The following is a 12,037-nucleotide window of genomic DNA, read 5'->3' as shown; positions in this document are numbered from 1 at the left end:
GCGTGCGGGAGAGCCGGGCGAGACTAGGAGCCGGCTGCCTGCAGCTGCGCCCCCATCTTCTGGTGGATCAGGTTCACCGCCTTCAGCGGACGCAGCATCACCTTGAACTCGGTGATCTTTCCCTCGTCGTTCCACTTCATCATGTCGACGCCGTTGATCTGGATGCCATCCAGCTCGAGCGCGAATTCGAGCACCGCGTCGCGTTCGGACCGGAGCTCGCGCACGTAGCGGAAGCTCTCGTTGAAGAAGACCTGGAAGGCGGCCGCCAGGTATTTCTTCGTGATGCCCTTGCCGGCCTGGGGTGTGTGCACCACCGGCGAATGAAAGACGGCGTTGTCGTCGAGCAGGGCATCGAGCCCCGCCACGTCGCGTTCCTTGACGAGCCGGTGCCAGGTGGCGAGGGTGTCGATCGGCATGGGTCTCCTGAGGCTGTTGTGGTCGATGCCCGCCATTTGACGCACGCGCGCGCCGCATGGCAAGGCGTCGCGCGCGCCTAGGCGACTCTTCAGGCCAGCCGGTCGAGCAGGCTGTACCAGGCCACGCCGCCGGCGATGTAGAAGCGCTGCAGGCCGTGCAGCGGGATCGGTTGGATGGGAGTAACCGGATAGGGAAAGCCGTCCCGCGAGCCCGCGATCCGTGCCGCCACGTGCCTGCCCATGCTCGTCGCCAGCGCGATGCCGCGCCCGTTGTAGCCCAGCGCCACCGTCACGCCCGGCGCGGGCGTGTGCACGTGCGGCATGAAGTCGCGCGTGACCGCGATGCGGCCGGCCCAGCGGTATTCGTAGCGCAGCGGCCCGAGCTGGGGAAACAGCAGTTCGAGCGAGCGCTCGAGGTGCGCGAAATCGGCCGGCCCCGCCGGGTCGGCGAAATGGCCGCGCCCCCCCATCAGCAGCCGGCCCTGCGCGTCCTTGCGGAAGTACAGCAGCAGGCGTTGCGAGGTCGAGGCGGTTTCCCCACCCGGCAGGATGGCGTCGGCCGCGGCGCCTTTCAGCGGCTCGGTCGCGACGATGAAGCTGTTGGCGGCCAGCACGGTGCGCTGCAGCTTCGGCCACAGCGCGCCGGTGTAGCCGTTGGTGGCGATCAGCACCTGCTCGGCCGTGACGCTGGCGCCGGTCGAGGTGCTCGCGTGCCAGTGCGAGCCGCGACGCTCCAGTGCCGTGACTTCGGTGCCGCCGTGCACCGACGCGCCCGCCGCTTGCGCGGCGCACACCAGCCCGCGCGTGTAGGCCAGCGGCTGGATGCTGCCGGCGCGGCCGTCGAGCCAGCCGCCCGCGAAAGCCTCGGTGCCGAGCCGTGCGCTGACCGCGGCGTGGTCGAGCTGCTCCGTGCGGACGCCGAGCTTCGCCCACTGCCTGGCGCGCGCATGCAGGCCGGCGACGTCCTTCGGCGAATAGGCCACCTGCAGCCAGCCGTTGCGCACCGGCTGGCAGTCGATGCCGTGGCGCGCGATCAGCTCGAACACGAGATCGGCCGAGCGCGAGACCGCATCGATCAAGGGCTCGGCCCGCTCCGGGCCGTAGATGCGGACCAGGTCTTCGGGGTCGTGCTTGAGCGAAGGATTCACCTGCCCGCCGTTGCGCCCCGAGGCACCCCAGCCGGGCTCGTGCGCCTCCAGCACGCAGGCCTGCACGCCCGCTTCCGCCAGATGCAGCGCGGCCGAAAGGCCCGTGAAGCCGCCGCCCACGATCAGCACGTCGACCTTGCGCGATTCGGCCAGCGGCGGTGCCGGCGGGGCAGGGGGAGCGGTATCGGCCCAGAGAGAAGGAGGCAGCGCGCGAACGCTCATGCGCGCACCTCCGCGGACGCAACGGCACCAGATGGATGCAGCACGCGCCGCAAAAAGTCTTGCGTGCGAGCCTGGCGCGGCGCACCCAGCACCTGCGCGGCGGGGCCTTCCTCGACGATGCTGCCGCTGTGCAGGAAGCACACGCGATCGGCCACCTCGCGCGCGAAGCCCATCTCGTGCGTGACCACGATCATGGTCATGCCCTCGTCGGCCAGCGCGCGCATCACGCCGAGCACGTCGCCGACCAGTTCCGGGTCGAGCGCCGAAGTGGGCTCGTCGAACAGCATGGCCTCGGGCTTCATCGCAAGGGCGCGGGCGATGGCCACGCGCTGCTGCTGCCCGCCCGAGAGCTGCGCCGGGTATGCCTGCGCCTTCTCGGCCAGGCCCACCTTGGCCAGCAGCGCCAGAGCTTCCTCGCGCGCCTGCGCCGCGCTCTGGCGCAGCACGTAGACCGGGCCTTCCATCACGTTCTCCAGCACCGTGCGGTGCGGGAACAGGTTGAAGCGCTGGAACACCATGCCCATGCGGCTGCGCAGCCGGTGGATGTTCGGCGCGTTGCGGTCCACGCGCTCGCCGAAGGCGCGGATCTCGCCGCCCTCGTACGACTCCAGCGCGTTGATGCACCGAAGCACGGTCGACTTGCCCGAGCCCGAAGGGCCGATCAGGCACACCACCTCGCCCTTGTCCACGTGCAGGCTCACGCCCTGCAGCACGCGGTGCGCGCCGAAGCGCTTTTCGAGTCCCTCGACGTGGATCATGGTTGTTTCCTCCCGGCGGCGAAGCGCTTCTCGAGCCGGCGCAGGCCGTACACCAGCGGCAGGCTCATGAGCAGGTAGAGCAGGGCGACCAGCGTGTAGACGGTCATGTTCTGGAAGGTCGACGAGGCGATGAGCTGGCCGGCGCGCGTCATCTCGGCCACGGTGATGGTCGAGACCAGCGAGGAGTCCTTCAGCATCATCACCAGCGTGTTGCCGTAGGGCGGCAGCGCGATGCGGAAGGCCTGCGGCAATATCACGCGCCGCATGATCAGCGCCGAGCGCATGCCCATGGCCTGCGCGGCCTCGCGCTGGCCCGGATCGACCGCCTCGATGCCCGCGCGGAAGTTCTCCGCCTGGTAGGCCGAGTAGGCGATGCCCAGGCCGATCACGCCGGCCTGGAAGGCCGTGAGCTGCACGCCGAACTCCGGCAGCACGAAGTAGATGTAGAAGAGCTGCACGATGATCGGCAGCCCGCGGATCACGTTGATGACCACCGTGGCGGCCCAGGACAGGGCGCGCACCGGCGAGAGCTTCATCAGCGCCAGGGCCAGGCCGAGCAGGCTGCTCAGCAGGAAGGAGAGCACGGTCACCTGCACGGTGACCACCGCGCCCTGCAGGAGGATCGGCAGGAAGTCCTGCGCGTGCTGGAGGAAGGTGGGGGCAGCCATCGGTCAGCGCGCCTTCAGATGCCCCACTTCTGGACGATCTTTGCCAGGGTGCCGTCGGCCTTGATCGACGCGATCGCCTTGTTGATGCGCGCCAGCGTCTCGGTGTCGCCCTTGCGCACCACCAGGCACACGTCGCCCACGTTCACCGGCTTGTAGCTGTCGACCAGCTTCACGCCCGGGAAGGTGTTCTGGCGGATCTGGTAGGCCATGATGGGCTGGTCGCCGAGGCCGGCCTTGATGCGTCCGAGCGAGAGGTCGCGCGTCATGTCGGCCACCGAGTCGTAGCTGCGCACCTCCTTGAAGATGCCCTTCTTGTTCAGCATGTCGAGGAACACGGTGCCGACCTGCGCACCCACCACCTCGCCCTTGAGCTCGTCGAGCGAGACATACGCACGGGCGTCGTCGGCCTTGACGATCAGGCCCTCGCCGTACGAGTACACCGGGTCGCTGAAGTCGACCACCTCCTGGCGCGCCGGCGTCTTGAGCATGGCGGCCGAGACGATGTCGATCTTGCGTGCCGTGAGCGAGGGAATCAGCGCCGAGAAAACCGTCTGCTGCACGTTCACGCCGAAGCCGCCCGCCTTGCCCACGGCGGTGACGGTGTCGACCATCATTCCCTGGATGCTGTTGGTCTTCACGTCGAGGAAGGTGAAGGGCACGCCAGTGGCCGTGGCGCCCACGTTGTAGGTCGGCGCGGTGCCCTGCGCGGCCGCCAGCGAGGCGGCGCCGGCGATGCAAAGACCCAGGGCCAGGCGATGAAGGCGGCGAACGATGCGGTTCATGGAAGCACTCCTCGAAGGAAGGAAAGTTGAAGGAAAAGGAAAGTGGAGGTGAGCGAAAAAGTTCGGCATCCGCGATGCAACATGCATGCCAATATTCGATTCTTTTGAATCTCTAATCAATAAATGAAAACCACTAGTCGAATCTAAAGAATCGATATTCGATATTTCAAAGGACTGTGGCTATACTTCGCAGCCATGGACGCCACACCCGACACAGCCGCCGAAGACAGCCAGAGCCTGCTTTTCAACCAGTCGCTGGAGAAGGGTCTGGCCGTGCTGCGCGCCTTCAGCGCCCGGCGCCGCACCATGACGCTGGCGGACGTGGCCGAGGCCACCGACATCACCAAGAGCTCGGCCCAGCGCATGGTCTTCACGCTCGAGAAGCTGGGCTACGTGCGCAAGCACCCGAAGACGCGGCGCTACCAGCTCACGCCGCGCGTCATGGAGATCGGCTTCAACTACCTCGCGGCCCATTCGCTGATCGACGTGGCCAACCCCTTCCTGTCGGAGCTGACCAAGGTGACGACCGAAACCTCCTGCCTCACCGAGCCCGACGGGCTGGACATGGTCTACGTGGCGCGCTTCGTCAGCGCGCAGTTCGTGCCGGTGCACATGCCCATCGGCAGCCGCATTCCCATGTACTGCACCGCTTCCGGGCGCGCCTTCCTGAGCGCGCTGCCCGAGGAAGAGGCGCGCTCGCTCATCGAGGCGTCCGACCGAGTGGCCCACACCATGCACACCCGCACCGGCGTGGACGAGATCCTCGAGGCGCTGCGCGAGGCGCGCCAGCAGGGCTTCGCGACCAATGCGGAAGAACTGTTCCTTGGCGACATGACCATCGCTGCGCCCGTGCTGGGCGCCCAGGGCCGCCCGGTGGCGTCGGTGCACGTGGTGGCGCCGACGAGCCGCTGGACCATGGAGGAGGCCGTGCGCAGGCTGGCACCCACGCTGCTGCTGTGCGCTCGCTCGCTCACCAGTTCGGCGCGCAGCATCGACTGAGGCCTATACGTTTTCGTACATCGCGCGGTCGGTGGCTGGCTTTATGCTTTGCGGGATCACAACGCGGCAGCAGCCCCACCCACCATGACCGATTTCCGCCCCATCTACGACAAGAGCTTCGACCGCATCGCAGCCGACCGCCTGCCCGCGCTGCTGCGCGCCATGCCCAAGGCCGAGCTGCACATGCACATCGAGGGCTCGCTCGAACCCGAGCTCATCTTCGCGCTGGCCCAGCGCAACGCCGTGTCCATTCCCTACGCGAGCGTCGAGGAACTGCGCAAGGCCTACGCCTTCACCAACCTGCAGAGCTTTCTCGACATCTACTACGCCGGCGCCAGCGTGCTGCTCAAGGAGCAGGACTTCTACGACATGGCCTGGGCCTACCTGGAGCGCGCCGCCGCCGACAACGTGGTGCGCACCGAGATGTTCTTCGACCCGCAGACGCACACCGCGCGTGGCGTGTCGATGGAAACGGTGGTCAACGGCCTGCACCGCGCGTGCGCCGATGCGCAGGCGAAGCTGGGCGTGAGCGCGGCGCTCATCCTGTGCTTCCTGCGCCACCTGAGCGAGGAAGAAGCTTTCGAGACGCTGGAGCAGGCGCTGCCCTACCGCGACAAGTTCATCGGCGTGGGGCTCGACTCGAGCGAAGTCGGCCATCCGCCGGAGAAGTTCGCGCGCGTGTTCGCGCGCTGCCGCGAGCTGGGCTTCCACCTCGTCGCGCACGCGGGCGAGGAAGGTCCGCCGGCCTACGTGTGGAGCGCGCTCGACGTGCTCAAGGTCGAGCGCGTCGACCACGGCGTGCAGAGCACCAAGGACCCCGAGCTGATGAAGCGGCTCGCGCAGGACCGCATTCCGCTCACCGTGTGCCCGCTGTCGAACCTCAAGCTCTGCGTGTTCCCCGACCTGTCGAAGCACAACCTCGGCGCGCTGCTCGACGCGGGGCTGGTGGCCACCGTCAACTCGGACGACCCGGCCTACTTCGGCGGCTACATGAACCAGAACTTCACCGAGACCTTCTCGGCCACCGGCCTGAGCGTGCAGCAGGCCTGGCAGCTCGCGGCGAACAGCTTCGAGGGCAGCTTCATCGACGCGGCCGCCAAGCGCGCCTACGCCGACCGGCTCAACGCCGTCTTCGCGAGCTTCTGATCGGCCGCGGCGGGCCGCGCCACCAGCAGCGGCATCGCCACCAGCGCGCAGGCGCTGGCCGCCAGCCACACCAGCGGCCAGCCCTGCAGCGCCAGCAGGTGCGGAATGGAGAAGGGCGTGACGAAGCACACCAGGAACACGCTGGTGTTCGCCATGCCCAGCGCGGTGCCGGCACGCGCCGCGCCCGCCAGCGTGGCCAGCTCGGTGTAGGCCACGCCGTGCCAGGCCGACACGCACACGCCGCTCACGCCCAGCAGCACGACCAGTGCGATGCGCAGCGCCGCTGAATCGGCGGCGTGCGTGCCGGTGGCCAGCGCCAGCGCTGCGAGGCCCGCGAACAGCAGCACGGTGAGTGCGCTGCAGACGCGCAGGTAGGCCGGCCGGTTCCTGTTGCGGTCGGTCCAGCGGCCGCTCCACACGCGCATGACCATCGCGCCGACCTGCACGAACACCATCGTCGCGGTGATCGTCGCGAGGCCCGCGTGGCCGAAGTCGTGCAGGAACACCGTGCCGAAGGAGAGCACTGCGAACTGCGGCGCGCAGAGGATGCCGATGCCGGCCACGATGCGCCACACGCGAGCGTCGCGCAGCGGGCCGGTTTTCGGGGCGGCCGTTGCTTCCACGGCCTTGCTGCTGCCGCGCGGCGCAATCGGCGGCTCGTGCACCCACGCCCAGCTCATCGCCGCGCTCAGCGCGCACAGCAGCGCCAGCAGGCCGTACAGCGCCGCGAAGCCGAAATGCAGTGCCACGAAGGGCAGCACCAGCGCGCCGATGCCGCCGCCCATCGGCACGGCGGTCTGGCGGATGCTCATTGCAAGGCCGCGCTCGCCTGCATCGAACCACGTCATCACCGCGCGGCCGCTGGCGCCGTTGACGCTGCCGCCGAGCAGGCCGACCAGCAGCAGTCCGCCGCCCAGCAAGCCCAGCCCCGGAATGTGCGCGCCATCGGGTGCGGCCCACAGCGCCATCGCAACGAGCGCGACGGCGGTGCTGCCCAGGCCCGTCAGCAGCACCGGCCGGTCGCCCCAGCGGTCGGTCAGCAGGCCCCAGGGCAGTTCGCTCACCGCGATGCCCAGGCCCATGAGGCCGAGTACCAGCCCGAGCGTGGTGTTGTCGAGCTGGTAGCCGGTGCGCATCAGCACTGCCGTCATCGGGATGCCGCTGAAGGCCACCGAGAAAGCCGCGTTGGCGGCGACGCCCGCCGCCAGCACCTTCCAGCGGTGGCGCGGCGAGAACGAGGAAGAGGAGGAGGGGAGGGATTGCGTCATGTTGCGGCGCAGTTTCCGCCGCCGCAAAGGTTTTGAAAATCAGAAAATAATGCGCGAACCGTCCTGAAAATATGGACGATCAAGGCAACCACCGGAAGGACCCGAAATGAGCCAGGTGATGTTCGATCTCGACGTGCTGCGCACCTTCTCCACCGGCGTCGCGCTCGGCAGCTTCGCGCGCGCCGCCGACAAGCTGGGCCGCTCGACCTCCGCGGTGAGCGCGCAGCTGAAGAAGCTCGAATCGCAGGCCGGCACCGCGTTGTTCCGAAAGGCCGGCCGGGGCCTGGAGCTCACCGACGCCGGAGAGACGCTTTTGGCGTACGCGCATCGCCTGCTCGAGCTCAACGACGAGGCCAGCGCCGCCATGCGCGGTGTCGACCTGCAAGGGGCGGTGCGGCTAGGGCTGCAGGAAGACTTCGGCGAGACGCTGCTGCCCGCCGTTCTCGGCCGCTTCGCGCGCGCGCATCCGAAGGTGCGCATCGAGGCCTGCGTGGCACGCAGCGCGGAGCTGCGCGAGCGGCTCGAGCTCGGCCAGCTCGACCTGGCATTGGCGTGGGACGCGGGCGACCAGCCTCTGTCGCCGTATGCCGAGCGCGTGGCGCGCATGCCGCTGCTGTGGATCGGCCCGAGGGTGCCCGAGCGCGTCGATGCACCGTGGTGGACGGAGCGCGAGCATCGCGGCGCCGCGCGCCAGGCCAGGAGCAAGGAGCCGCTGCCGCTCATCATGCTCGACGCGCCGTGCCCGCTGCGCGAGATCGTCATCGCCGCGCTCGACCGCGCCGGCGTGCCCTGGCGCCGCGCCTTCGGCAGCGCCAGCCTGTCGGCGCTGTGGGCCGCCGCCTCGGCCGGGCTGGGCCTCACGGTGCGCACGCCCTTCGGCTTGCCCTCGCACGTGAGCGTTCTCGACCGCTCGGTGCTGTCGCTGCCTGCGCTGCCGCAGATATCGCTCGTGCTGTATCGCGCGCAGGCCCATCCGGAAGCACCCGCGAGCCGCCTGGCCGCGCTGCTGCTGGAGGCCGTTCGCCGGCAGGTGCAACCTGCCGGCCTGCCGATGCGTGAGAATCCGCCGCTGGAGACAAGAACAAAAGTGATACGGCATGGCAACGCAAAACTTCCTGCACCTGTGGGATGACAGGTTCCTCTACATCACACCGGCCATCCAGTCGGGCCTGACGGCCCGCTCGTCGGCCACGCTGCTGGCATCGGTCAGCGGGCATCCCTTCATGCTCGAGGCGGTCGACGGCACGCGCGTGCACTGCACCGCTGCGCTGGTGGCGCCGCATGTGTCGCGGCGGCTCGACGTCGACGGCTGTGGACTGCTTTCGCTGAACCTCGACCCCGCCTCGAGCGCCTACCGCATGCTCGCCAGGCGCATGGGCGGCCACGGCATCCAGCCCATCGACGCGCGCCGCTTCGGCGGGTTGCGCGACGAGTTCGAGCCGGCGCAGCATGGCGTGCTGCCCAGCGAGCGGCTGCAGGCGCTCAGCGCGAAGATGGTCGAGGCCATCACCGAGAGCGCCGAGCTCGCGGTGCCGCTCGATCCGCGCATCGACCGCGTGCTGCAGTCCATCCGCGCGCACGCGGGGCAGATCGCGCTGCGCGATCTCGCGGCCGTGGCCTGCCTCTCGCCCGACCGCCTCACGCATCTGTTCGCCGAGCAGGTGGGCGTGTCGGTCAAGCGCTATGCGCTGTGGACCAAGGTGCGCCGCACGGTGCAGCAGTTCACCGGGCAGCGTTCGCTGACCGACGTGGCGCTGATCAGCGGCTTCACCGACGCGGCGCACATGAGCCGCACCTTCCAGCGCTACTTCGGCCTGCCGCCGTCGTTCCTCGCGAGCCGCGTGCGCGTGACGGCGGACGAGCATGCGTCGCACGCCTGGGGCCAGAACGCGCCGCTGCACTGAGGTCCCCTAAACCTAAAGGAAGCCTTAAGCAATGCAGCGGCTGCGTACAAGCCGCGGGCCGCGAGGCTGCCTAAGCTCTGGGACGCTCCGCCAAGAGAGCATCAACTGGAGACATCATGAGACTTTCGATCCGTCGCGGCGTCGTGCCGCTGTCGTTGCTCGCGCTCGCCGCCGCGGCCGCCCTCACAGCCTGTGGAGGCGGTGGTGGCGGAGGCAGCGGCTTCCTGTTCTTTCCCTCTTCGCCATCCACGCCGACGAACCCGCCGGCCGAGGGCGCCTACAAGGCCGAGATCCGCCGTACCGCGATGGGCGTGCCGCACATCAAGGCCGACGACTGGCCCGGCGTGGGCTACGGATACGGCTACGCGCAGGCGGAGGACGACCTGTGCACCATGGCCGACTCGTTCCTCACCTACCGCGGCGAGCGCTCGCAGTACCTGGGCGCCGACGCGAAGCTGGTGGCCAGCAGCACCATCGGCCAGCCGGCGAACATCGAATCCGACTTCTTCCATCGGCATGTCATCTCGGCCGACGTGCTGAAGAAGATGATCGACGCGCAACCCGACAACCTGAAGAAGCTGGTCGAGGGCTTCACCGCCGGCTACAACCGCTACGTGCGCGACGTGAAGGCAGGCGGCACCGCGCATGCGGCCTGCCGCAACGAGGCGTGGGTGCAGCCCATCACCACCGACGACATCTACCGCCGCATGTACGCGGCCAACCTCGCGGGCGGCTACAGCAACTTCCTGGCGAACATCTCCAGTGCGACGGCGCCCGCGGCCACCGGGCCGACCAAGGTCTCCGCGCGCGGCCATGGCAGGAAGGCGCCGGCGGTGCACGTCGCGGCGCTCGACTACAAGACGCCCGAGCTGCAGGTGGGCGGCCACGAGGGCGTGGGCAGCAACATGATCGGCTTCGGCACGGCAGCCACAGGCGACGCGAGCCCGCTGCTCTTCGGCAATCCGCACTGGTACTGGCGCGGGCCCGACCGCTTCTACCAGGCGCAGCTCACCATTCCGGGGCAGCTGAACATCAGTGGCACCTCGTTCCTGGGCATTCCGGTGATCCTCATCGGCTTCAACGACAACATCGCGTGGAGCCACACCGTGTCGACCGCGCGGCGCTTCGGCTTCTACCAGCTGCAGCTGGCATCGGGCGACCCGACCAGCTACATGCGCGATGGCGCGGCCGTGAAGATGCAGCCCTCGACCATCACGGTGAAGGTCAAAGGCACGGACGGCGCGACGACGCAGGTCACGCGCACGCTCTACAAGAGCGAGTACGGTCCGATGGTCAACCTGGCGCCGATGAACGCGGGCCTCGCGTGGAGCCAGACCATGGCCTTCGCCATCCGCGACATCAACGGCGAGAACTACCGCACCTTCCGCAACTGGCTGCGCTGGAACCAGGCGAAGTCGCTCGACGAGTTCATCGCCATCCAGCGCGAAGAAACCGCCATTCCGTGGGTCAACACCGTGGCAGTGGGCCGCGGCAGCGCCAAGGCCTGGTATGCCGACATCGGCGCGGTGCCCAACGTGTCGCCGGCACAAGTCACCGACTGCACCACGCCGGCGGGCGCGTCGATGCAGGCGACCCTGCCGCGCGTGCCGATCTTCGACGGCTCGCGCAGCGCCTGCGACTGGCAGACCGACGCCGACTCGGCGCAGAAGGGCGCCATCGGCGCCTCGCGCATGCCGAACCTGCAGCGCGACGACTACGTCGCCAACATGAACGACAGCTACTGGCTCGCCAACCCGAAGGCCCCGATGACCGGCTATCCGGCCATCATGGGCCCGGCGGGCACCGAGGCCGTGAGCTTCCGCACCCGCATGGGCAATCTGCTCGCGCAGGGCCGCATCGACGGCAGCGACAGCTACGGCGCCAAGGGCGCGACGCCCGACACCGTGAAGCGCATGGTGCTCGACAGCCGCGTACTCACGGCCGAGCTGTTCAAGGCCGACGTGCTGCCTGTGGTGTGCGACGGCTCGCCCATCGCCGTCAGCAAGGATCCGCTGACCAACGAAGCCATCGGCCCGAGCATCGACGTGGGTGCCGCCTGCACCGCGCTCTCCGCATGGAACGGCACCGGCGTGAGCGGCGCGAAGGGTGCGCACCTGTGGGACGAGTTCTGGAGCCGTGCGTCGAAGATTCCGGCCGCCTCGCTCTACACCGTGGCCTTCGATCCGGCCGATCCGATCACCACGCCGCGCGGCCTGAACGTCGCTGCCGCCACGCAGCTGCGCGAGGCCTTCGGTGCAGCCGTGGCGCGCGTGCAGGCCAGCGGCTACGCGGTGGACGCACCGCGCGGCGACTACCTGTTCGCCACGCGCGGCGGCAAGAAGATCCCGCTGTACGGCGGCTGCGGCGGCCCGGGCTACTTCACCATCGCCTGCTCGGAGAACCGGCTCGACAAGGGCGGCTACACCATGGACGGCAATCCGAACGGCAACAGCTACATGCAGGTCGTGCGCTTCCCCGACGGCGGCGTGGAGGCCCACACCTTCCTGACCTTCTCGCTCTCGGACGACCCGGCCTCGGCGCACAACGGCGACTACACGCGCGCCTACAGCGAAGGCAAGTGGCTCAAGGTGCCGTTCTCCGAGGCGGAGATCAAGGCCGACGCGAGCTACACCAGCAAGTCGATCGCCGAATGACGATGAAGACCTGAAGAAGCAGGGAGAAGGGGGCGCGCGTGGCGCTCACCCGCCACCGCTCTTAAGATCGGC

11 protein-coding genes are annotated in these 12,037 nt (G+C 68.8%); 5 read left to right on the top strand and 6 right to left on the bottom strand.

Features of this window, described 5'->3' with window-relative positions; translation table 11 throughout:
- Positions 1 to 23: 23 nt before the first annotated feature.
- The 5 genes from ABL840_RS29340 to ABL840_RS29320 form a co-directional block, all read right to left on the bottom strand.
- On the bottom strand, positions 24 to 416 hold the full coding sequence (locus ABL840_RS29340; RefSeq protein ID WP_093305507.1) for a nuclear transport factor 2 family protein: 393 nt from the start codon (positions 414 to 416) through the stop codon (positions 24 to 26).
- 89 nt (positions 417 to 505) lie between these two features.
- Entirely contained in the window at positions 506 to 1,786 is a 1,281-nt protein-coding gene (locus ABL840_RS29335) for an NAD(P)/FAD-dependent oxidoreductase (protein WP_093305505.1), read from the bottom strand.
- The gene (locus tag ABL840_RS29330; protein ID WP_093199846.1) at positions 1,783 to 2,544 is read right to left on the bottom strand and encodes an amino acid ABC transporter ATP-binding protein; all 762 of its coding nucleotides are present in this window, start codon (positions 2,542 to 2,544) and stop codon (positions 1,783 to 1,785) included. Before ABL840_RS29330 ends, ABL840_RS29335 begins: the two co-directional genes overlap by 4 nt.
- Positions 2,541 to 3,212, bottom strand: coding sequence for an ectoine/hydroxyectoine ABC transporter permease subunit EhuD (gene ehuD / locus ABL840_RS29325; protein WP_093199848.1), 672 nt, complete (start codon positions 3,210 to 3,212; stop codon positions 2,541 to 2,543). The genes ABL840_RS29330 and ehuD overlap by 4 nt, the downstream gene beginning before the upstream one ends.
- A 14-nt stretch (positions 3,213 to 3,226) precedes the next feature.
- Positions 3,227 to 3,994: an ABC transporter substrate-binding protein gene (locus ABL840_RS29320; protein WP_093199851.1), complete on the bottom strand. Its 768-nt coding sequence runs from the start codon at positions 3,992 to 3,994 to the stop codon at positions 3,227 to 3,229.
- Between the two features lie 195 nt (positions 3,995 to 4,189).
- Between ABL840_RS29320 and ABL840_RS29315 the strand changes: the two genes are divergently transcribed.
- Positions 4,190 to 4,993, top strand: a complete 804-nt coding sequence (locus ABL840_RS29315) for an IclR family transcriptional regulator (RefSeq protein ID WP_093305503.1) — start codon at positions 4,190 to 4,192, stop codon at positions 4,991 to 4,993.
- Positions 4,994 to 5,077: 84 nt separating this feature from the next.
- Entirely contained in the window at positions 5,078 to 6,139 is a 1,062-nt protein-coding gene (locus ABL840_RS29310) for an adenosine deaminase (protein ID WP_093305501.1), read from the top strand.
- On the opposite strand, the gene ABL840_RS29305 is transcribed toward ABL840_RS29310, so the two are convergent.
- Positions 6,100 to 7,407, bottom strand: coding sequence for an MFS transporter (locus ABL840_RS29305; protein WP_093305499.1), 1,308 nt, complete (start codon positions 7,405 to 7,407; stop codon positions 6,100 to 6,102). The genes ABL840_RS29310 and ABL840_RS29305 overlap by 40 nt on opposite strands.
- 106 nt (positions 7,408 to 7,513) lie before the next feature.
- On the opposite strand from ABL840_RS29305, the gene ABL840_RS29300 reads away from it, so the two are divergent.
- From ABL840_RS29300 to ABL840_RS29290, 3 genes are all read left to right on the top strand, one after another.
- On the top strand, positions 7,514 to 8,539 hold the full coding sequence (locus tag ABL840_RS29300; RefSeq protein WP_093305497.1) for a LysR substrate-binding domain-containing protein: 1,026 nt from the start codon (positions 7,514 to 7,516) through the stop codon (positions 8,537 to 8,539).
- Positions 8,505 to 9,311 carry a helix-turn-helix domain-containing protein gene (locus tag ABL840_RS29295; protein WP_093199862.1) on the top strand — a complete coding sequence of 269 codons (807 nt, stop codon included), beginning with the start codon at positions 8,505 to 8,507 and terminating at the stop codon, positions 9,309 to 9,311. Before ABL840_RS29300 ends, ABL840_RS29295 begins: the two co-directional genes overlap by 35 nt.
- Before the next feature lie 116 nt (positions 9,312 to 9,427).
- Positions 9,428 to 11,965, top strand: coding sequence for a penicillin acylase family protein (locus ABL840_RS29290; protein WP_093305495.1), 2,538 nt, complete (start codon positions 9,428 to 9,430; stop codon positions 11,963 to 11,965).
- Positions 11,966 to 12,037: the final 72 nt, after the last annotated feature.

Origin of the sequence: Variovorax sp. NFACC27 (assembly GCF_048301545.1) — a bacterium.
GTDB classification, from domain to species: Bacteria; Pseudomonadota; Gammaproteobacteria; order Burkholderiales; family Burkholderiaceae_C; genus Variovorax; species Variovorax gossypii.
This window is presented reverse-complemented; position numbering and strand designations above follow the sequence as displayed.